Source organism: Kribbella sp. NBC_01484, from assembly GCF_036227145.1.
Taxonomy (GTDB): Bacteria; Actinomycetota; Actinomycetes; order Propionibacteriales; family Kribbellaceae; genus Kribbella.
This window is the reverse complement of the sequence record NZ_CP109437.1, coordinates 8307689-8328511: the sequence shown is the minus strand read 5'-3', so window position 1 is coordinate 8328511 and position 20823 is coordinate 8307689. Positions and strand designations below refer to the sequence as shown.

Sequence of the window (20823 nt, the reverse complement as noted above, 5' to 3'; positions counted from 1 at the left end):
ATGGGCTCGCCGGACCCTCCGGCCCACAGGCATTGGAGTTCGTCGCGTAGCCTACTCGTGCGATGAATGACCGCGGGCCCCGCAGAGGTCGGCGGCGATACTGAATAGTCGGACGCGTTCTGATTGCCGACGTTGTTGATCGTCTTGGTGATCGAGTGCGCGATGGTAGATCTGCCGCATGACGCGGTCGGCGGCGTCGGCCGAACCGAGCATGAGGTGGCAGAACAGTCGCAGCTGTGCGTGAAGCTCCTCGTTGTGCTGGGTGATGTTTTCTGATTCAGACATGCCGTTGGCCGTGTCAGAGCCCGAACAGTGGAAACAGCCCTGAGCCGTGGAACGCGACGATCCGGCAGACGCCCTCGGTTGTGAGTGTCAGTACGTGCAGCGCATGTGGGTGGTGTGCGCCGTCGCGGCCGCGGGCGTACACCGCGAAGGCGGGTTGTCCGTTGGCGGAGGTAGGGACCAGTGCGGCCGGTCCGATCACTCGCATCTGTTTGGCCAGGAAGGCGAGGATGGTGTCGCGGCCTTCGAACCAGGTCGCGATCGGCGGCATTTCCCATCTGGCGTCCTCGGTCAATACCGTGACGAGTTGATCGATGTCCGCGGTTTCGAAGGCGGTGACGTATCGGTCGAGCAGGGCCCGCTGTCGTGGCTCGGCGGGTTCGGTCAGGTCGTCTTGGCTGAGCGGAACCTGGGCTCGGGCGCGCTGGAGCGCGCTGTTGACGGCCGCTGTCGTCATCTCCAGCAGTTGCGCCACCTCGGCGGTACGCCATTGCAGCACGTCGCGGAGAATCAGCACGGCTCGCTGTCGCGGCGGCAGCTGCTGGAGCGCTCCCACCAGCGCGAGCCGCAAAGTCTGTCGTTCCACCACGACCGTCGCCGGATCGGCCGGTGCGGTGGTGAACAGGAAGTCGGGGATCGGCTGGAGCCACGGCACCTCCCGAGCTTGTGCGCCGAGCGCCGCATCCAGGTCTGTCTGGGGGGCGCCGAGATCCGCGGGCAGAGGCCTGCGTCTGCTTTTTTCCAGCGCCTTGAAACACGCCCGGGTCGCGATACGGTACAGCCAGGTACGCAGCGACGACCGTCCCTCGAACGCGTCGTAGGCACGCCAGGCGTCGAGGTAGACGTCTTGCACCACCTCTTCGGCCTCGTCGACCGAGCCGAGCATGCGGTAGCAGTAGGCGAGCAGCTCACGCCGGAACGGTTCGCTCAGCCTTCCGAAATCCTTGTCGCCGGCTTTGGCTTCAGTCATGGTGTGCATGATCCGCCGATTCTGTGGTCGCGGATTGCGCGGCTCGCCCGGTCGGGCCGTATTCGTCGTGTCGCTTCAGCCACGAATATCGCGGCACCTGGGGGTATCCGTCGGGGGAGTCCTCCCAGTCCACCTTCAGCCACGGCATCCGCCTGCGCTGAGCAGCCAACGCGTCCCGGGCGCGGGTCAGCTCCTGCTCCTTCGCCAACAGGCGCAGGCGGGCGGCCTCCCGTTCCGCCGGCGTGACGACCCGGGCCCGGTGGGTGTTGTTCATCGTGATGTCCCTTGCGAGAAGGAATTCGGATCAGTGGACGTCGATGTCAGCCATGTCGATGGCGACGAAGACGATCTGGTCGTCGCCCATTGGGGCGTAGGCCCGTCGCGTGGCGGGGATGACGATGCCGTCGACGTCGCGGTAGTCGGCGGCGTAAAGCTGCGCCCCGACCGTCCGGCCGACGATGTCGATGGTGAAGTCGTGGCGGCGCAACAACCCGTCCGGGCCGAAGCAGAACACCTGCGTGCGGGTGTGGCTCTTGATGTGGTCGGGGAAGGTCACTTTCAGCCGCCGCCATGTTTCACCGTCGGCCTCAATCGGGGCGATCTCCTCGCAGACGAACCCCGGCCAGGTGAACAGGAACGGCGTATTCAGGTACGTCCACAGTGCTTCCCCGGTGAAGTACGCCAGATGCAGGTCGTCCCACGGCGTCTCGAACTGGTGGCCGTCGAACGACCGTTCCGGGTCGTCGCGTGCCTGGACCACCGTGCCGATCGGTCGTTGCAGGACGACCCGGTCGGGTTCGAAGACTGACCGTCGGTCCTGGCCGACGAAGTCCATGGTCAGCCGTTCCCGCGTGGTGTCCACCTCGAAGCGGACCTTCGTCAGCGCGTCGCCTTGCCCCTTGATCTGCCAGAAGGCCCCGGTGATGGCGGCGTCGACAGCGATCGTCTGGATCCGGTTCCACCGGTCCACGCCACCGTGCGCGGCGACGGCGCTCGCGAGTAGATCGTTCATTCTTGCCCCCCTGTAGGGATGCCCCGGCCGCCGAAACGGCGGTCGGGGCGAGTCGGGTCAGTCGACGATGATTCCGCCGGTCAGGTTGGCGACGGTGCCGGTCATCGCGGATGCCCGGTCGGAGGCGAGGAACACCGCCGCTGCCGTGAGTTCGGCCGGCGTGGTCGGGCGCTTGCGGTGGCTCATACCACTCGCTAGCGCAATGAACTGCTCCTTGGTGATCCCCAGCGCGTCGGCGTGCAGCCCGTACACGACGTCGATGACCGGTGTCTCCACCATGCCCGTGGTGCGTAGGCAGATCGCGCGAACACCGTGCTGGGCCCATTCGGCCGACAGCGCGCGGTTGAGGCCTTCCATCGCCGCCCAGCCGACGCTCATGCCGCCCACCAGGGGCAGCGGCAAGCGGGCCGGTTCGGGTGTGTGCATCATGATCACCCCCGACCGCCGGGCGATCATGTGCCGTGCGGCGGATTTCGCGGTGATGAAATGAGCCTGGGCATACGTGGTGATCGGGCGCAGGAAATTCTCGACCGGCAGTTCGGTGAGCGGTATTCCCTGCAATCCCACGGGCGAGATTCCGATCGCGTTGAACGACACGTCGATGCTGTCGGCGTCGGCGACGACGGCGTCCAGGTGCTCGGTCACGGATTTCTCGTCCAGAGCGTCGACCACGGCGGTCTCGACTGCTCCACCCGCGGCGGAGATCTCCTTCGCGACCGTGTCGATGACGTCGAGATTTCGCGCGGTCAGGAACACCCTGGCACCTTCGTGAGCGAAACCGCGGGCCACCGCACTACCGACCGCGCCGCCCGCGCCGTAGACGACGACATTCTTGTTTTCCAGCAACATATCCTTCTCTTTCTGGTTGTTCACGCCATCGCGTGAAGTCCGTGGCCGGTGAGCTGGTACTCCCGGTGCTCGTCCTGGTTGTCGGTGTCCTGGCACAGCCGCGCGATCTCGGTGCCGACGATGGCCGGCGTGAGAAGCGGTTGCAGAGCCGCCGCGAATGTGTCGGTGTCGATTCCCTGCCGCTGGGCGTAGGCGGCGACCCCGGCGGCGCCGAGTTCGGTGGCAGGCGTCAGTTGCGGCAGCACGGTGGCGAAGCCGATGCCGAGCTGGGCGCGGCGGGATTCATCGGCGGCGTATCCGGCGAGAAATCGGATCATCGCCTTTGCGCCCGAGTATCCGCCGCTGAGCGGTGAGCCGCGGAGGGCAGCCCCGCTGGATATCGCCACCACCAGGCTGCCTGGCGTCAGCGGGTGGCGCAGTGCCGCGCGGATCCAATGGAAAGCGTGTTGGGTGTCGACCTGCCAGTTGCGGCTGAACGATTCCCAGGACTGTTCGTTTACCGGGCCGATGGCGGGTGTCGCGCCCGCGTTGAGCACGAGCAACGTCGGTTGGTGTTGCTCGATCAGGGTGCGGGCGGTCTCTGCGTCGGTCGCGTCGGCAACAACCGGGACGAACGCCGCACCCAATCGTCGGTGCACGTCCGCCAATGCGTCGGCGGTGCGTGCCACGCCGACGACCTGGTGATCTTGGTCGATCAGCGCGGCGGCGATCGCCGATCCGAAGCCGCGGCCCGCTCCGGTGACCACCGCCGTGGTCTGTGACTGGCGCGATGAGCTCATACCTATACAGAGGCGAGCACACCGCGAAAGTCATCGCTGCGGCTCGGTTCGGGTTCTCACAGAGGGTGTCCGATGATTTGTCCGGCGACCGCTCGAGCCGGGGGTATCTCGTCGGGTCAGGATCCGGAGCATCCAGCCTTGGCCTGAACACGAAGTTGGAGGTCGTCTGGCACGTGACGCATTCCCATGTTGGCCCCGTTCGGCGCCCGATTAGCTCGGACCGACGAGGAGGCCGACGACTGCGGCAGCGATGCTCGCCGCGGTGCCTGCCAAGAGCACCGCAGCACCCCACGACGGAGTGCTCTGGCGACGTGTTGCTGTGCTTCGGCTCGCGAGCCGAAGCCGTTCGAGCACAGCGGCGACCTCTACGGCCGATGGTCGCCCGTTCTGACCGTCAAACCGCCAGGTTTCACGGCCGTAGCGGCCAAGATCAACGTTTACTTCGTACCGCCGAACCCGAAGTCGTTCGATCGCTGACCAGGGAAAGGCACGCTGACGCAGCACCCCACGGACCTCGAAACCTTCTGCCGTCACCGTGAGGCGACAGCAGGGACCTCGTAGCTCGTCGTACAGAGGCCACAAGAAGAAGAGCGTGCCCAGCCCCAGCCACCATGGCATGGTGCTGCCCGCCAGGTAGACAATCCCAAGTGGCCAGCTGACGAGTAGCGAAACCAACCGCCACGAGCTCCCGCCGCTGCCCTCAAACTTTGGGCTCCAGGGCAAAATGGGAAGTTCGGGTGCCGGCGTAAAGTCCTGGGCGTCCCACGGCCGCTGCGCATCGATGTCGTCCACGAGCCACCATCCTGAGATTGTCGATCATCCAAGCTACGACGCAGCGAGCGGCTGAGCCGTTGCACCTTGCGTGGTGGTCGTGGTAGCCGCCGCTGTCCATCATGCAGTTCTTCCGGAGGGGCGTTGCTTGTTCTGCCTTGACATGTGCGCCGCTCCCATGCGGAGTAGCCTCCTCGGGGCCTGAGTACGATATTGTGCGTATGTCATACGACACGAGGAGCAGATTTTATGAGTCCGGGGTCTTCCAGCGTGGCGCGACGCCGGCGGCGGCTGGCGACCGAGATCAAGGACTTGCTGCGCCAGTTGAGCAATGAACTGTCGTTGCTCAACCACCAGGTCGGCACGCACCTCGAGCTGAAGGACGTCGACCTGGACTGCTTTGAGCTCATCAGCCGGTACGGCCCGATGAGCCCGAGCAGCGTGGCAAGACGGGCGGGGCTGCATCCGGCGACGATGACGGGCGTGCTCGACCGCCTGCAGCGGGGCGGCTGGATCACCCGCGAACGCGACCCGGAGGCCACTGACCGTCGTGCCGTGACCTTGCGCGCACTCCGCGACCGCAATGCCGAGGTGTTCCACCTCTACTCGGGAATGAACAGCACGATGGACGACGTCCTCGCGGACTACTCTGAGGGCGACCTGGAACTCCTCGTCGGCTTCCTCCAACGCACTACCACTGCCGGCCAGTCCGCCACTGCCACGCTCGCTGAGGCCGAAGTCTAGGTCTCGGTCCACTTCGGGCCTTCAGAGCTTACGGCGGCCGGGAGGAGCTGTACGCCGCGTTTTGTCGCGCGCCGGTCGCCTGCCACCACTCATCCGCAGCCGGTAACCGCAGCACTCGGCCCAGCTAACCACGGGCAAGCTTCGGTACCCGCGCCAGGACCTGACGCCACGACGGCCGCCGCCCCTCCTCACGCCGGCGATATCGGGTGGCAGGCCATCCGCTGGCTCAGCCCTCGCTGACGTCGCTTCGCGGGCTCTCGTCGGAATCAGCGTTGGAACGGCCGGCGGATCAACACTACCTTCAGGCGCGCTTGGTGATGCTGAAAACAGATGATACGATTCCCATATTATCTCTCATGCGAATTTTCGGCATCAGGGTGGGCAGTGGAAGGAAGCTCCCGCAGGGGAAGCAGCGACGAGCCGACCGCCAGACCTTCCCGTACGCGAAGGAGCAGCAACATGAACACAACGTTGAACGTCGTTCTCTGGATCGCCCAAGGTTTCCTCGCCCTCTTCTTCCTCGCGGGTGGCGCCCCGAAGGTCCTCGGCCGCGGCATTGACCGCTGGACCGGGTTCTCCGACCTGCCCCGCGCCCAGGTGATCCTCGTCGGTGTCGCGGAGGTTCTCGCCGCCGCGGGTCTGGTGCTGCCCAAGGTGACCGGAACGCTACCGTGGTTGACCCCCCTGGCGGCCATCGGTCTCGCTGTCATCGGTCTGATGGCCGCTGGGTTTCACGTGCGCGCCAATGAGCACCTCAACGTACTGGAGACATCACTCCTGGCTTCCATCGGCGCAGTGATCGCGATCGGCCGCTGGGACCTCATCGACTCAAGCGCCGATGTCTCGCCATGGACGCTGGTCGTAGCTCTCTGCCTGCTGGTCCCTGCGGCCATCATCAACGTCATCGTCCTCTACTCGGGCAATGGCGAGCTGGCTGCGCCGGAGCACAGCAGTTCCGGACAGGTTGACGGAACCCGGCAGCCCGTCGGGTGACGACGCTACCCGCGGTCCACCGGGCCGATCCGGAGTGACAGATCGGTGCCTACGGCATGCAAGGTGTCATGCGGACGGGTCCTGAGCGCGAAAGGTGCGCCGATAGGCCGCTGGGGAGACGCCGATGGCGGCGCGCAGGTGTTGCCGCAGGGAGTTGCCTGTGTTGAAGCCGGCCTGCTGGGCAACGTGATCGATGGGCAGGTCGCTGCTCTCGAGCAGCTGGCGGGCAAGCTGGACGCGCTGCAAGGTCAGCCATTCGCCAGGTGTCAAGCCGACCTCGGATCGGAAGCGTCGCGTGAATGTGCGCACGCTCATCCGTGCGTGGCCCGCCAGCTCCGCCAGGGATAACGCTTGGTCAAGTCGATCCAGAGCCCAGGCCCGTGTCTCGGAGGTGCTCGCTGTCGTTGCCTCTGGCACCGGCTGGTCGACGTACTGCGCCTGGCCGCCATCGCGCCAGGGTGGGACCACGCAACTGCGCGCCACCTGGTTGGCCACTGCGCTTCCGTGGTCGAGGCGCACCAGGTGCAGGCACAGGTCCACGCCCGCCGCAGCTCCGGCGGACGTCAGGATGTCGCCACTGTCGATGAAGAGCACATCCTGATCGACGTCGACGCGAGGAAACGTCTGGTGGAAGTGCTCGATCTCTTGCCAGTGCGTGGTGGCGCGGCGCCCGTCAAGCAGGCCCCCGGCTGCCAGCACGTACGCCGCCGTGCACAGCGAGGCGACCCGGGTCCGTGGCCCGATCAGCGCGAGGGCAGCAGCCAGCGGCTCGGGGAGAACTCCCTGGTCGCGAATCGAACCCAGCGACGCAGAGGGAGGAATGACCACCGTGGCGGCGGTCGCGAGTATCGATGAGTCGTGCTCGACAGTCACGGAGAACCCAGCAGCGGTACGGACCGGCCGACCGTCCAGTGTGCAGGTGACCACCTCGTACAACGGCTTGCCGTTGGCGCCTTCCGCGCTGCCGAAGATCCGAGCAGGGATTCCGAGCTCGAAGGGGATGACTCCCTCCAAAGCGAGCACTGCCACGCGATGCATGGCCGGATTCTGTCACATGATGTCCATCGAGCCACTACCTGGCGAAGGACTGGCGGGTGACCCTGGACAGTGTCCGGGGTGGTCCCGGCGTCACGATGACATCGGAGAATTTGAATGCGATCGGAGTCCGGCGGTGTGCGGATGCGTGCGATCAGCCTGCGCGACTGGGGTGGACCTGAGGTTCTTGAAGAGATCGAGACGGATCGGCTGAACCCTGGGGCGACGGAGATCCTGGTGCGCGTGCATGCCGCCGGGGTCAACCCGACAGACTGGAAGGCCCGGTCGCATGGCGGCTTGAGGCTCTGGGACGACCCTGTGATTCTCGGCCACGACGTCTCCGGTGTGGTCGAGGCCGTCGGGCTGGGGGTGACATTGTTCGAGCCCGGCGACGAGGTGTTCGGGATGCCTGACTTCCCACGCCAGGCTGGGGCGTATGCAGAGTACGTCGTAGCGCCTGCGAGGCATTTCGTCCGGAAACCGGAGGGAATCGACCATGTCCATGCGGCTGCGCTGCCGATGGCCGGGCTGACGGTGTGGCAGGCTCTGACCGAGATGGTGAGCCTGAGACCGGGGCAACGGGTGCTTGTCCACGCGGCCGCCGGTGGCGTCGGGCATCTCGCCGTACAGATCGCGAAGGAACTTGGTGCCTACGTCATCGGAACCGCTCGGCAGGACAAGCATCTCTTTGTTCAGAAACTCGGCGCCGACGAGGTGATCGACTACACCCAGGTCGATTTCGCCGACGCGGTATCGGATGCCGACGCGGTGCTCGACACGATCGGGGGAGATTACAGCATTCGTTCGCTCCGGACGCTTCGCCGAGGCGGCACCCTCGTGAGTCTGGCCGCAGCGGCCGATGCTCCTTCTGCCGACGTGGCAATGGAGTACGGCGTCCGCTGCGGGTTCATGCTGGTCGAGCCCGACTATGCCGGCCTGAAAGCCATCGCCGGTCTCGCCGCGGCAGGGCGGCTCACCGCCGAGATCGCAGCTGTTCTCCCACTGGCCGAAGCTGCCGAGGCCCACATCCGAGGTGAGACAGGCCGCACCACGGGAAAGATCGTCCTCGTCCCGTGACCCTCGCTCGCTGATTGCCTCAGCGTGAGACCAGTCTTCTTTCGGTAGAGGTCAGCTGGTTGGGCACTGCGAAGCTCTGGTCGAAGTGCCGGAAGTCGATGCCGTCCTTCAGCGCGGTCATCTGATGCACCACGACCTCGGGCTCCGGTGCATGCCACTGACCGTCAGGACAGCAGGGCGCATCCATCGACGACGTGACCGGTGGTGGAGAGTTCGACGATGTCACCGGACGCGTCAACCGTGCCCAGGATGTGGCCGCCGCTGACGAGCCTCAGTGCCGGTGCGCCCAACCGTGCCTTCTGCGCTTCCCTGACCCAGGCCATTGAGTTGCCTTCGAAGTCCAAGGTGGAATGACTGTCCGGGTAGACAGTGAATGTCCCAGGTCCTCCGTTGTCGTAGTCGATGGAGACCCCGGTGTTCAGGTTGGTCAGGCGGTTGATGAGACGTCCGGTCACCCGCGTGGTGATCGAGCCGTCCGCGTTCTCGGTCTGCTGCACCACGTACTCCCGGTCCTCGACAGCGCTGATGTGTATCGGGAAACCGCAGACGTCCGCCGGGATGTCGCCGGGGGTGTTGCCGACCGGGACGCGGGGGTCACCGCTCCCGGCCTGCGCCATGCCCGTCGCGGTGGTGATCAGCGTTGTGATGACGGCGAGACCGAGTCCGATGCGGAGTGCCAGCGGCGATTGCTTGCGCTTCATGGAGTTTCTCCCTTGCCTCTGCGGCGCGGTGGCCGTTGTTGTGAGAGCGGTCAGGTGTCGAAGACATTGCACGAGATTCATAACATATGGAGAGCGTATGTCATCGGGCGGGCTGCGCTCGTCGTGCGCAGCCCCAGGACGCGACCATCGACCAACTCGGCCCAGCCGGTGCCTCAGGTTGCGTCAGGAGCAGATATGATTAATATGGAGATCATAATATACGAATCCCGCAGAGATGGAGTTGTCATGATCGTGATCACAGGAGCGACCGGCACCGTCGGACGTCCGCTCGTCGCATTGCTGAAGGATCAAGGCGTCGCCGTCCGTGCTGTCACCAGGTCCGCCGAAGTGGGGAAGGTGCCGGCCGGCGTCGACGTTCACAGGGCCGATCTGGCGCGGCCGGAGGACGTCGCGTCCGCTCTGGAGGGAGCCAGCGCCCTCTTCGTGCATCCGCGTGCCGTCGGTGAGAGTGCGGCGAAACTGCTCGCACTTGCCGCCGAGATGGGGGTGCGGCGAGTGGTGGTGCTGTCGGCGATCAACGTCGACGACGATCCGGCGTACCAGCCGTCGCGATTGAACGGTGATCGCAACAAGGAGGTGGAGGCCGCTGTCGCCGACGCGGGATTGCCATGGGTCGCAGTGCGGGCCAGTTCGTTCGCCACCAACGCCATCGGCATGTTCGGCGCCCAGGCCCGCGCCGGCGACGTCGTCCGGGCCCCGTATGCGAACTTCGCCGAGGCCCCGATCCACGAGTCGGACCTGGCCGCGGTGATCGCTCGTGCGCTGGTCGATGACGACCTGGACGGACGCCGGATCCCAGTGACCGGTCCGCAGTCCGTGACCCATCAGGAAATGGTCGCTGTCATCGGCGAGGTGATCGGTCGGCCGCTCCGTTTCCAGGAGGTCCCGCCGGAGCTGGCCGCCCGCGGACTGGTTGCGAATGGCCTGCCGGAGGCTTTCGTCGACGCACTGCTGGCCAGGTACGCGCGGGACGCCGGAAAGCCGGCCCGCGTCACTGATGAGGTGGAGCGGATCCTCGGCCGCCCGGCGAGCAGCTTCGCCCAATGGGTCGCGGATCACGCGGACGCTTTCCGGGCGGTGGCGTCATGACGATCACCGTCCGTCGTACTCCGGATGCCAGATTCGAAGGGCTCCTGGACTACCCATTCGAACCGCACTACTTGGACATCGATGCCGGCGACGGCGCCGGCACTCGGCTGCGCGTGCACTACATTGACGAGCGACCTGATCCGGCCAAGGCGTCCGGCGAGACGGTGCTGCTGCTGCATGGCGAGCCGACCTGGAGTTACCTCTACCGCCACATCATCCCGCCGTTGGTCGCCGCCGGGCACCGCTGTGTCGCCCCCGACCTCGTCGGCTTCGGCAAGTCCGACAAGCCCGCTAACCGATTCGACTACACCTACCAGGCTCACGTGGACTGGCTGCGCCAGGTCGTCTTCGACCGGCTCGACCTGTCCGACGTGACAATGGTTTGTCACGACTGGGGTGGCCTGCTGGGCCTGCGCCTGCTGGGCGAACACCGTGGCAAGTTCCGGCGCGTCGTCGCGACGAGCACCTCGATGCCGACCGGGGACCGGGACCCCAGCGGCCCGCTGTCCATCTGGCTGCAGATCAGCCAGCGGTCGAACCCGTTCGTGGCGAGTCAGGTCATCGACCGCGGTACGGTCACCGAACTCGATCCCGCGGTCCGGGCGGCGTACGACGCGCCGTTCCCCGACGAGAGCTACCTGCAGGGCGCCCGGCAGTTCCCGCTGCTCATCCCGCTCACCCCGTACGACGAGGCGACCGTCCCGAATCGCAAGGCATGGTCGGTACTGCGGACCTTGTCTATCCCCTTCCTGTATGCGCACGCAGATCACGACTACGGAGTCGGCGAGGGGAGGACGACTCTCCACGAAGCGGTTCCGGGCGCGCAGGAGGTCGTCCTCGAGAACGCTGGTCACTTCGGCGTGGAGGACCGTGGGCCCGAACTCGTCGCCGTGGTCGACGAGTTCATCCGTTCAACCGCCACAGTCGAGAGTGACAGGTGACCGTCATGTCTATCGCGAAGGTCTTGCGGGCGGCGAGCCTGCTATTCACCGGACTGTTCGCCGGGTTCCTGCTGGGGGTGCTCGTGCTGGAGAACTCGCTGCGGGGCTACGACGCCTCGGTCTATACGCAGGTTCGGAAGGTAGAGCTCGATTCGCTCGACACGCTGGCCTCCGTCACCTTGATCCCCGCACTGGTCTCCACTCTGATCCTGGCCGTTCTGACCATCCGGGCCAGAGGCAACGATCGGTGGCTGCTACTGGCGGCGTTCGCGTTGCTGGCGCTGGTGTTCGTCACGTCGCTGGCGATCAACCTGCCGATCAACGGCGATCAGGCCGACTGGTCAGTGCAGGCTCCACCATCGGACTGGGCGAGTGTGCGGGACCGCTGGCAACTTGCCCACGTGGTCCGCACAGTCTCCGCCGTACTGGCGCTGTGCTCACTGACCGCCGCCGCTGTCAGCGAGACGGTCCGGCGCAATACCGGCGCAGGATCCGACCGTGTCCTGCTTGGGAGCACTACGGGTTCATCTCAGCAGTAGCCGGCCCGATGTCGCTTCATCGCACCGGATCTGCTGGGCCTGCCCGGCCCGACGACCAGCACTCCGGTGCCGTCGATCGACGGCACCGGAGCCCTACCGAGGCAGCCTGGAGCGGGCGGTCTGCGCTGCAGAATCTTGACAGAATGTTGTGCGGAAGTCGTATGACACGAGGAGCCGACCTTATGAGTCCTCTATCTTCCGGCGAAACGGCGCGCCAGCGGCGGTCCAGTTGATCGGGGTGGCCGGTGCCCGGCGAGGCGGGGCAATGAGCTCAACCTCCGACTGATAGAGCCCTCGGACGGAATTACGCCTTTGTCATTGCTGGAAGAAGCTGGTGAGGGCCGGCTTCAGTGCGGCTGGTGACACGGCGTGGCTCTGTCCATCGAGGACCTGATACTTGCCATCGGGGAGAATTCCGGCCAGTTGCCGAGCCCCGGTACGCAGCAGTTCGGGAGCCTTGCCTCCGGCCATGACGAGAGTCGGCACCTTCACGTCAGCGAAATCGGCGGCTTCGAGCGGCTTGCCGTAGATCTTGTCGTCGACGATTGCCACGTCGTACGGAAGAGTATGAGCCAGCCCGGTCAGGCGTTTCCATAACGGCAGCAGCCGCATGACGCCGACCGCGAAGCCAGGTGCGCCCATGCCCTTGGTCATCATGTACCTCACCGCGGCACTCCGATTGCCTTCGGCGACGAGCGTGTTCAGGTGCTTCTGGAAGTCGGCCGGTGGCAGTGGTTTGCTGTGGTCGACCCGGAACGGCGGTTGATACAGCGCGAGGCTGCGAATGCCGATGTCCGCCGCGGCGGCGTGAAGGGCCAGCGCGGCGCCGGAGGACTGCCCCCAGACGTGCGCCTCGCCGCCGGCTGCCTGGACGAGTGCTTGTAGATCTTCGATCTCGCGTTGGACCGCGTATGGCCGGGTGTCCGTACTGTCACCACGTCCCCGGCGGTCGTAGTTGTAGACGGTGAACCGGTCCGAGAGGGCGGCCACCAGCTTGGGCAGCATCGGGTACTTGCGGTAACCGAAGGCCCCGGCGACGAGGATCAGTGCGGGGCCGGTGCCGGCCTTGTCGTACGCGATGGTCGTGCCGTCAGGCGAGGTCACTGTGTGCATAATCGTGTTCTCCAGTGGAATCTGGTCTTCGTACCAACTCGTCGAATGACTGGGTCCGTAATCGACATCCCCATCGCCAAGATGCGAGCCGATGCGTCATCGACCCGCCACGGGAGCGGACCGGAATGAGGCAGCAGGAACTGGTCCGCGGCGAGTTGTGAGGCCATCCACGCTGTTCGCTGCGACCGCTGCCGATCGATGCGGTAGAGAACGTGCCGCTCGACGCGGTGGCCCGGGACAACCCGCGGATGGTCGAAGTCGTCCGCTGGGTCGCGAAGCATCCCGATCCGCTCCATCACCTGTGCGTCCGCGCTCAGTGCGGCGAACGGTCCACGATCGAGGGCTGTCCACTGGCGGAGGTGGATTCGATCGGGGCGAGGCCACCGTGACAACGCTCGCCGAGCGACTCCCTGTCTCGCGATAGGCGCTGGTCAAGCACCTTGCGGTGTTGGATGTTGTCGGGCTCGTCTCAGGCGGCCGGATCGGGCGTGAGGCGCGCTACTCGGTGCGGCCCGCGACGTTGAACGCAACGGCACAGCGGATGACTGCGCTTTCGCGGACGATCAATTATTGAGCGTCCTGATCGCCGGCTCGTAGCCTGGAGGCCCGCTGCTCGGTTCGCTTCGATCCGGGCCACACGATCAAAGGGTTTCTATGACCGCGGCGGCCGATCCCGCCGTCGTCTTCCGGCACACGGACTCCGGCGGTACGGTCCGCCCGCAATCAGGCCCCGAAAATCTGGCGCAGGTGATCAGCGAAGTTGTCGGGGAATCGGTGGCCGAGGCCGGGGATCCTGCGGACGCTCAGACCGAGCTCAGACAGCCGATCTGCCGCCTCCTCCACCGTCTTGAGTAGATGATCGTCCACGCCGATCAGAACGGTTGCCGGAGACAACGGCCCGTACCCCGTCACCGGAAGCTCTCGGAGCGCGGGGGCCAGAACTACGCTGCCTTCCACTGGCAGTGGCTGCGCCGACAAGGCCCAGTCCAGCGCGGCCCGCCCGCCGTCGGAGAACCCGCCCGCGACCAACGGGAGTTCGAGAAGCTCTGCCGGGAGGTCAGCCAGCGCAGCGGCGATGTCCGTCGCAGCCTGGGCTCGGTCCGGCCAAGTCCGGGACCTCGGCGCGATCAGCTGCGACGATTCCACGCAGACCAGCGCATATCCGAGTTCGAGCACCGCAGCCCAGTCCCTCGCTGCCCGCGCTGCAGTCTGCCCGGCACCGTGCAGCGCGACCACGACAGCAGACGGCGGGACGCCGTCGGCGGGGACCTTCACCAACCAGGAGCTCCGATCGTTCACTCGCCGCCCCCGGGATACCTCGACAATCTGCCGGAAGTCAGGGAGTTGTTGAAGCCCTGCCAGATCATCATCCTCGGTCAAGATGTCCTCATGCCACCACGCACCGGCCATGCTCGCCTGTACCAGAACCTGGAGAGCCAGATCCACCTCACCCATCGAGCCGTGCATGCATGCCCGCAGATGAGCCAACTCCGCTGACCAAGGATCGAGGCTCGGGCTTGCCGAGTCCAGCAGCTCCAGGGCTTCCCTCTGGCGACCTCCGCGGTACAAGAACAGCACACGGTCGTTCAGGTCGTCGTACTGCCGCTCGGCATCCACCGAGCGATGGTGACACAGGCGAGGGCCAAGCAGAGCGAAGTGATCGGCCGGGCAAGCTGGCGACAAGTCGACGATCCCGGTGACCTGGAGTCAAGCCTCGGAGGCTGGGGGTGAAGCCCGCTGTCGCTCCCCTCGGATACGGTGGTCTTGACAGGAGCAGAGGAGGGGTGTGGGCGTGACGACGAAGGTAGAAGGCTTCGATCGCTTGCTCGAACCGTTCCGTTCGGAGTTGCTGGCGTACTGCTATCGGATGCTCGGCTCGTCTCATGACGCCGAGGACTTGGTCCAGCACACGTACCTGAGGGCGTGGCGGGCGCGGGAGCAGTACGACGAGACTCGCAGCTCACTGCGCACCTGGCTCTACCGGATCGCGTCGAACGCCTGCCTGACCGCCTTGGAGGTCCGCGGCCGCCGACCGCTGCCGTCGGGTCTGGTGGCCGCGTCGGACCCGCTCGCGCCGCTCGCGCCGGGGGAGAACGTCGCCTGGCTCCAGCCCCTGCCGGACTCCCTGCTGGACGCGGGCGATCCGGCCAGGACCGTGATCGACCGCAGCAGCCTGCGCTTGGCGTTCGTCGCCGCCCTGCAGCACCTGTCGGCGCGTCAGCGTGGTGCGCTGATCCTGCGTGACGTGCTCAGCTTCTCCGCGTCGGAGGCAGCAGAAATCCTAGGCACCACCGTTGCATCGGTGAACAGTTCCCTGCAGCGAGCGCGTACCCGCGTGAAGGAAGTCGGGGTCCGGCCGGAACGTCTCAGCGAGCCGTCCGCGGCCGAGCAGCGCGCCTGGGTCGATCGCTACATGAAGGCGTTCGAGCACGCCGATATCGAGGGTCTCAAGCGGCTGCTCACCGAGGACGTGCTCATGGAGATGCCGCCGATGCTCAACTGGTTCGTCGGCCCCGCCAACTACGGTCTGTTCATGGAGTGGGTCTTCGAGAAGGCCGGAACGGACTGGTGCCTGAAGGCGGTCGCGGCCAACGGCCAGCCCGGGTTCGCCGCCTACCGGCGCGTCGGTGGCGGATACGAGCTGCACACGGTCCAGATCTTCACCGTCACCGCCGAGGGCATCAGCCGGAATTCGGTGTTCCAGGATTCCGAGGTCTTCACGCCTTTCGGTCTGGCGGCCGGGCTCGACGCCCAGGGAGCCTGACCAACCACACACCCCAAGCCACGGGGCGATCCTTCACGCCCCGATCGGGCCCACAACGCCGCTGACCACTGTCGAGCATGCCTCAACATCTTTACCGCGGCGCGATGAGTTCCGGCCCCGCCGCCGGTATGTATTCACGAGTTCGTCGGAATACCCCCGGCGAACCGATCACAAGGGAGAATCCGATGTCATACAGTCGTGCGGCAGACGAGGCCGCCATCCAGGCCGTGCTGGTTGACTCCTACAAAGCGTGGGAGGCCGGCGACGCCGACGGCATGGTCGCCGACTACACCGCGGACGCGTCCGCCATCATGACAGGCTCGCTCCGCGACAGCCGTGACGTGATCCGCGAGAGCATGGCCCTGGCGTTCGATGGTCCGCTCAAGGGCAGCTCGACGTACAACAAGCAGCTGAGCCTCCGCTTCGTCGGCAGGGACGCCGCGATCGTCGTCAGCGAATCCGGCATCCTGTTCGCCGGCGAGACCGAGGTTCCAGACACCGGCAAGGTGAACGCGACCTGGGTTTTCGAGAAGCGGGATGGCCAGTGGCTGATCGCCGCCTATCACAACAGCCCGGTGCTGGCGCCCGTGCAGTGAACCTTCGCTGCAACCGGCGGTGAAGGTGTAGTGGCGCGGAGGTCTGACATCGCTGGTCCCGATGTTCGAGCCCTGCCGTCGAACGGCGTGAAGCCCTGATGGAAGTAGGTCTTGACCAGAGATCAGCTTTGTAGGGGCTTCACGTCGACACCATCGTGAGGTGCACCGCATTGCTCGACGTCCGGGAGCACCCGGTGTCGTCCATGCGTTGCGCTCAACGGGGGCCGGTTCCATCGGGTCACCGAGGAGTTCGGCCGCGAGATCGTTCCGAGCGAGGAGGTCGAGGTGCCGGCTGACGACGAAATTCGAGCTCCATCTGGGCACGAACGTGCTCGGCCATTTCGCCCTCACCGGGCCCGCCCCTACCGACTCTTGCCCAGGGCAATGATCCGCGAGTGGTTTCTCTTAACTCGATCACATATCAGAGGAGGCATCTCGACTTCGAGGACCTACAGCTCGAACGAGCCTTCAACGCACTGCGCGCTTACGGCAACTCCAAGCTCGCGACCACGAGGCCAGCGCTGACGACTGCAAAACCCGCCCGCCCAACAGTTTCGCCTCGGCTGAAGCCAGCGGGCCCTCGCCCAAGCTTGAATCAGTGGATGCTGACCGGTCCGGCACACCGCGATGGCGTCCATGTCATGGGTTATCTGCTGCTGTTGTGGGTTCTCCCCTGGTGCACCAGGGGAGAACCCACACCTCGAGGGGATATCCGGCTCTTCTGAGGTATGCTGGCGAGGCGGGTAATCAGCAATGGGCGAAGCTCCACGACACCGATGGTGACACCTCCGGTTCGTCGCGCCCACTGCCTGCGCTGACTGACACCGGCATGCCGTCCACGTGCCCTGGGTAGTGGTCGCTTGCGGGGTGGGATCCAGGCGTGGGGACACCTCCTCTACGGCGGGCGGGCCGCCGGGCCGCCCGGCCAACACACGCTCATGCCGAATTCAGGAGGTTCCGAGGCGGACCCGATCGTCGTCATCCTGCAGTAGAAGGGGTGCGCGGTTCCGCTACCGTCAGGCTATTGTCATGCGTGCTCGAAGAGTCGTCAGGTACCAACGTCGGTTGCTCGCCGGTGTTCGAGGCTTGTGGTGGTCGTAATGGTCGACGGCTCAGGACGTCCTCGAAATGATTCAGCGGATGAGGGTACAGACCGGGACGATGACCTTGTGGTCCCCGGTTTGACGGTTCAGCGTGAAGCCCCCCTCGAGTCGCTGCAGGCTCAATTGATCGGAACTCTCGAGATCGACACTTCAACGAACTGCCTGATAGTCCGCGTTGCAGTCGGCACCGGGGACAGGCTCGTCGACGTCGACGTTGCTTGGCCCCCAGGCTGGAGTGTCGCAATCCGTCACGGCGAGATCGTCCTGATCGACGCGGCCGGGCAAACGGTCCGAAGGCTGGGTGACGAAGTGTGGGTCGGGGGAGGTTCCGTGGACGCCGACCAGGCTGGCGTTGTCTCATGTACAGGCCGCAAGCAGGTATTCGTGGCGTCTGGGTTCAGTGGTCCTTGAGTTCTCGCCGCCCGGCATCAGGACGCTTGGCTGTGCGAGGCGAACCAACTGCCACGAGCCGCCGTCCTGGCGTCTGATCGCCGGCCTCTTGACCAACAAAGTGCGGTCGTGTCGCGGACAGTTAAGGCGCGTTGAAATGCCGAGAACTGTGGGCCATCGACAACGAGCGCATGTCATTTTGCCTACGGAGGGCAGACGAGGCCAGTGTCTGTCGCGTTGCGCGACGAGCTATTTGCTCACGTCGAGCACGCGCCGAGCCATCTCGTCGAGCACCTGATCGACCCGCTCGACAATGATCCGTTGTTGCTGATCCGGTGCGAGATCGATGAACCGGGTCCATGGCAGCACAGTCTCGACGTACTGCATGCTGCCGTCGTCGGTTTGTCCGGGCGCTCTGATCAGTCTGCTCCGCTCGTTGTGGAGCACGAGGACAATAAAGAGCCGTTGGCCGCCGGTCGCCGCGCGCCATTTCAGAGCCGAGTCGAGGCGCTCGGCCTCGGCCGCCGTGGCTTCAGCGAGCTCTGTTACACGCTCTTCCTCGCGCAGGCTGAAGTAGCGCTTCCATTCCTTGTCGTACTCGCTGCCCGCGTGGAGCTTCAGCCAGTGCTGGTCAGTAGTCACGGTCACCTGCGGCTGAAGTACCGTCCGGGAGGACATCGGCCATAGCGCCGATCGTACGGGCGGATCTCCGGGCCGAAACGTCCGGTAGCCGCGATCCGCGCTCCGATTGTCGCGCATCAGTCAAACGGAGGTAGCCCCCCGGTCTCCCTGCCGAATTCGCTCCTATGGATCAAGCGAGCGCCTTCGGCGCCCCGCATCTCTGCACGACCACCGATCCACGAGAGACCACCTAGCGTCGTCCGACGACCTGGCGGCGCACCGACCGGCGAGTCCCGTCCCCTGACGCCCGATTGTCCGGGCAGCCCGGCACGCGTCAAGGTCGGCCTTCGGCCGTCGCAAGCGATCGAGCAAACCGCTCGACCCTTGATCCGCACCGTGCTGACCTTGGTCTGGCAGCTATCAAGGCGACCGGGGCAAGTGTGGCGACCCAATGATCGGGGTGCCGCGCCAAGCGAGCAGTCACACCCGCTCGTAGGTTCCGAGCCGTTGTCCACCAGCCGCGTAGAAGGTGAGCGAGCGGCCGTCGATCGCGAACCGAGCTGCCCGTTCAAGCACCTCTGAATTAGGGACGGTGATGACGTCGGGACAGCCGATCAGGGTCTGAGCGCTATTGGCAGTGCTGATCGATCCGTCGTCGCTGGCGCTGTAGGTTCCGCTGATCGCGTTGCACCCGTCCGAACCCCGCCATCGCCCATCGCTCGTGAACGTAATGTTCGGCACGCGGCCGGCCGGCAGCGCGGGGGGTGGAAGGGCAGAGTTGTCGAACCCGACGATGTCGACCGGCCGCCAGTTGCCAATCAGTGCACCGGTCTGCGTCTGCGTCGATGCCGACGTGCTGGGTGTCGACACGCCCGCGGTCTCGGTCCCCGAGGGCGCGGTGATGGCAATGGCGACTCCGACCGCAGCCATTGTCACCGCAGCGACGCCGGATGCCAGCCAGGTCCGGCGGCGACGAACGGGCTTGGCCGCTCGGCTGACGAGGTCCTCGACCACCGGCACCCGCTCACCTGCTTCGATCATCGTGGCGCGAAGCTCGCGCTCAAGGTCTGTCATGGTCGTCGCTGGCTCCCTTCACTATCGCCGGATCGTGCGCCGCTCTCAGCGCGGCGAGTGCCCTGCTCACAGTCGCCCGTGCTGTGGAATCCTTGATCCCGAGCACGGCCGCGATCGAGGCATGGTCGAGATCCTCGTAGTAGCGCAGGACGAGTACCGTCCGCTCCCGGGGCGATAGTTCCGCCAGCGCGCGCCACATCGCGTCGTGCTCCGCCACTGCCAACGCCGGATCAGGCTCCGAGTGGGCAGACTCAGCCATCACCAGAGGGGCTTCGCGGGAGGAACTACGTCGGGCCGCCGACACATGCGCGTTGACCAACACCCGTCGGACGTAGGCGTGCGGATCGTCCATGCGCCGAACGCGCCGCCAGTGTTGATAGGTGTGCATCAGAGCGGTCTGTGCCAGGTCCTCGGCGCGGTAACGGTCGCCCGACAGGACGTAGCCCAGCCGCACGAGCTGCTGCCCACGCACGGCCACGTACTCGTCGAACTCCACATCCGACTCCCAACTATGGGTTGTCCTACCCCTTGAACGCTCCAGCGCCACAAAACGCTGCATCAGATCAGATCGTCGCGCGTGCACACCGCGTGCCCTTATGAGCGCACACCAACGGGCTCGACTGGTCACTCACGGAGAGGAACCGACCGGGCCCCACGCTCGGCGAGCTACCGCTCAACCAGGCGGAGCCACCTGGACCGCCTTCGCAAGGCAGTGACCGGCTTGCGGCCTGGCCGCTGGCGCCCTGATCATCCTCCTATGAACGAGACGCCTGCCACGGCGAGGCTAAGACGTGCCGTCCGGGCGGTCATCCTGGCCGATGACGACCGTGTTCTGCTGTGCCGCTTCAGCTTCCCGCATCCGGCTGTACCGACGGGCGCAACGGTTGTATGGGCGGCCCCCGGCGGCGGCATCGAGCCCGGTGAACTGCCGCTGGCGGCACTGCGCCGGGAGTTGCACGAGGAGACAGGGCTTGTCATTGACGCTGACCCGCCTCACGTCTGGCACCAGGAGGTCGCCGCTCCCGGCCATGCGGACGGCTACGACGGGGTGGTCAACGACTACTTCCTCGTCCGCACCACGCGCTTTGATCCCCGCGGCGCGCTGTCCGATGACGACCTCGCCGCCGAGCACATCAGCGGGATGCGATGGTGGCGGCACGCAGACATCGCCGAATACGGCGGAACCGACCTGTTCTCACCTCGTGACATCGCCACGCCGCTGGCGGCGCTGATCGCCGGTGACATCCCGGGCACGCCAGTGATGCTCGGCCTGTGATCTCCCTGGGCACTTGTAGATCCGCTGTATCCGCCAGACGCACCAAAGGCGCGAGGCTGCCGGACAACCAGGCGAATCTCCAC

At 65.8% G+C, this 20823-nt stretch carries 23 protein-coding genes; 9 read left to right on the top strand and 14 right to left on the bottom strand.

The features are described 5' to 3' along the window. Positions 1-51 precede the first annotated feature (51 nt). The 7 genes from OG555_RS40265 to OG555_RS40235 all read right to left on the bottom strand — a co-directional run bounded on the left by OG555_RS40265 (position 52) and on the right by OG555_RS40235 (position 4684). A complete protein-coding gene (locus OG555_RS40265) occupies positions 52-285 on the bottom strand; it encodes a hypothetical protein (RefSeq protein ID WP_329479021.1) in 234 nt (77 codons plus the stop codon). A 13-nt stretch (positions 286-298) separates the two neighbouring features. Beyond that, a complete protein-coding gene (locus OG555_RS40260) occupies positions 299-1252 on the bottom strand; it encodes a sigma-70 family RNA polymerase sigma factor (RefSeq protein WP_329479019.1) in 954 nt (317 codons plus the stop codon). Beyond that, entirely contained in the window at positions 1245-1526 is a 282-nt protein-coding gene (locus OG555_RS40255) for a DUF899 family protein (protein ID WP_329479016.1), read from the bottom strand. Before OG555_RS40255 ends, OG555_RS40260 begins: the two co-directional genes overlap by 8 nt. Before the next feature lie 30 nt (positions 1527-1556). Next, complete coding sequence (locus OG555_RS40250) at positions 1557-2264, bottom strand: hypothetical protein (RefSeq protein WP_329479014.1); 708 nt, start codon at positions 2262-2264, stop codon at positions 1557-1559. 57 nt (positions 2265-2321) lie between these two features. Further along, complete coding sequence (locus OG555_RS40245; RefSeq protein ID WP_329479012.1) at positions 2322-3137, bottom strand: SDR family NAD(P)-dependent oxidoreductase; 816 nt, start codon at positions 3135-3137, stop codon at positions 2322-2324. After that, positions 3134-3859 (bottom strand): SDR family oxidoreductase, encoded by a 726-nt coding sequence (locus OG555_RS40240; RefSeq protein ID WP_329479010.1) that lies wholly within the window; start codon positions 3857-3859, stop codon positions 3134-3136. Before OG555_RS40240 ends, OG555_RS40245 begins: the two co-directional genes overlap by 4 nt. Positions 3860-4102: 243 nt before the next feature. Further along, positions 4103-4684: a PH domain-containing protein gene (locus tag OG555_RS40235; protein WP_329479008.1), complete on the bottom strand. Its 582-nt coding sequence runs from the start codon at positions 4682-4684 to the stop codon at positions 4103-4105. A 228-nt stretch (positions 4685-4912) separates the two neighbouring features. Here OG555_RS40235 and OG555_RS40230 point away from each other — a divergent pair, with 228 nt between their 5' ends. Both OG555_RS40230 and OG555_RS40225 read left to right on the top strand, forming a co-directional pair. Further along, positions 4913-5407, top strand: coding sequence for a MarR family winged helix-turn-helix transcriptional regulator (locus OG555_RS40230; protein WP_329479007.1), 495 nt, complete (start codon positions 4913-4915; stop codon positions 5405-5407). A gap of 459 nt (positions 5408-5866) precedes the next feature. Continuing rightward, positions 5867-6400 carry a DoxX family protein gene (locus OG555_RS40225; RefSeq protein ID WP_329479005.1) on the top strand — a complete coding sequence of 178 codons (534 nt, stop codon included), beginning with the start codon at positions 5867-5869 and terminating at the stop codon, positions 6398-6400. Between the two features lie 66 nt (positions 6401-6466). On the opposite strand, the gene OG555_RS40220 is transcribed toward OG555_RS40225, so the two are convergent. Next, a complete protein-coding gene (locus OG555_RS40220; protein WP_329479003.1) occupies positions 6467-7438 on the bottom strand; it encodes a GlxA family transcriptional regulator in 972 nt (323 codons plus the stop codon). 114 nt (positions 7439-7552) lie between these two features. Between OG555_RS40220 and OG555_RS40215 the strand changes: the two genes are divergently transcribed. Beyond that, the gene (locus OG555_RS40215; protein ID WP_329479001.1) at positions 7553-8512 is read left to right on the top strand and encodes an NADP-dependent oxidoreductase; all 960 of its coding nucleotides are present in this window, start codon (positions 7553-7555) and stop codon (positions 8510-8512) included. 164 nt (positions 8513-8676) lie between these two features. On the opposite strand, the gene OG555_RS40210 is transcribed toward OG555_RS40215, so the two are convergent. Further along, the gene (locus tag OG555_RS40210) at positions 8677-9213 is read right to left on the bottom strand and encodes a hypothetical protein (RefSeq protein WP_329478998.1); all 537 of its coding nucleotides are present in this window, start codon (positions 9211-9213) and stop codon (positions 8677-8679) included. Between the two features lie 246 nt (positions 9214-9459). On the opposite strand from OG555_RS40210, the gene OG555_RS40205 reads away from it, so the two are divergent. Genes OG555_RS40205 through OG555_RS40195 form a run of 3 tightly spaced genes read left to right on the top strand, consistent with a single transcriptional unit; the run spans position 9460 to position 11803 of the window. After that, the gene (locus OG555_RS40205; RefSeq protein WP_329478996.1) at positions 9460-10323 is read left to right on the top strand and encodes an NAD(P)H-binding protein; all 864 of its coding nucleotides are present in this window, start codon (positions 9460-9462) and stop codon (positions 10321-10323) included. Then, positions 10320-11264 (top strand): haloalkane dehalogenase, encoded by a 945-nt coding sequence (locus OG555_RS40200; RefSeq protein ID WP_329478994.1) that lies wholly within the window; start codon positions 10320-10322, stop codon positions 11262-11264. Before OG555_RS40205 ends, OG555_RS40200 begins: the two co-directional genes overlap by 4 nt. A gap of 5 nt (positions 11265-11269) precedes the next feature. Next, positions 11270-11803, top strand: coding sequence for an anthrone oxygenase family protein (locus OG555_RS40195; RefSeq protein ID WP_329478992.1), 534 nt, complete (start codon positions 11270-11272; stop codon positions 11801-11803). 315 nt (positions 11804-12118) lie between these two features. On the opposite strand, the gene OG555_RS40190 is transcribed toward OG555_RS40195, so the two are convergent. Then, positions 12119-12907 (bottom strand): alpha/beta fold hydrolase, encoded by a 789-nt coding sequence (locus tag OG555_RS40190; protein ID WP_329478990.1) that lies wholly within the window; start codon positions 12905-12907, stop codon positions 12119-12121. A 732-nt stretch (positions 12908-13639) separates the two neighbouring features. Beyond that, the gene (locus tag OG555_RS40185) at positions 13640-14533 is read right to left on the bottom strand and encodes a serine aminopeptidase domain-containing protein (RefSeq protein WP_329478987.1); all 894 of its coding nucleotides are present in this window, start codon (positions 14531-14533) and stop codon (positions 13640-13642) included. Between the two features lie 175 nt (positions 14534-14708). Between OG555_RS40185 and OG555_RS40180 the strand changes: the two genes are divergently transcribed. Both OG555_RS40180 and OG555_RS40175 read left to right on the top strand, forming a co-directional pair. Further along, complete coding sequence (locus OG555_RS40180) at positions 14709-15680, top strand: sigma-70 family RNA polymerase sigma factor (RefSeq protein WP_329478985.1); 972 nt, start codon at positions 14709-14711, stop codon at positions 15678-15680. A 185-nt stretch (positions 15681-15865) separates the two neighbouring features. Next, positions 15866-16276 (top strand): SgcJ/EcaC family oxidoreductase, encoded by a 411-nt coding sequence (locus tag OG555_RS40175; protein WP_329478983.1) that lies wholly within the window; start codon positions 15866-15868, stop codon positions 16274-16276. A 1742-nt stretch (positions 16277-18018) separates the two neighbouring features. On the opposite strand, the gene OG555_RS40170 is transcribed toward OG555_RS40175, so the two are convergent. From OG555_RS40170 to OG555_RS40160, 3 genes are all read right to left on the bottom strand, one after another. Then, positions 18019-18528, bottom strand: coding sequence for a hypothetical protein (locus tag OG555_RS40170; RefSeq protein ID WP_329478981.1), 510 nt, complete (start codon positions 18526-18528; stop codon positions 18019-18021). A gap of 342 nt (positions 18529-18870) precedes the next feature. Continuing rightward, positions 18871-19410: an META domain-containing protein gene (locus OG555_RS40165; protein ID WP_329478978.1), complete on the bottom strand. Its 540-nt coding sequence runs from the start codon at positions 19408-19410 to the stop codon at positions 18871-18873. 40 nt (positions 19411-19450) lie between these two features. Next, the gene (locus tag OG555_RS40160) at positions 19451-19960 is read right to left on the bottom strand and encodes a SigE family RNA polymerase sigma factor (RefSeq protein WP_329478976.1); all 510 of its coding nucleotides are present in this window, start codon (positions 19958-19960) and stop codon (positions 19451-19453) included. Between the two features lie 261 nt (positions 19961-20221). Here OG555_RS40160 and OG555_RS40155 point away from each other — a divergent pair, with 261 nt between their 5' ends. Next, on the top strand, positions 20222-20740 hold the full coding sequence (locus OG555_RS40155) for an NUDIX hydrolase (protein WP_329478974.1): 519 nt from the start codon (positions 20222-20224) through the stop codon (positions 20738-20740). Positions 20741-20823: the final 83 nt, after the last annotated feature.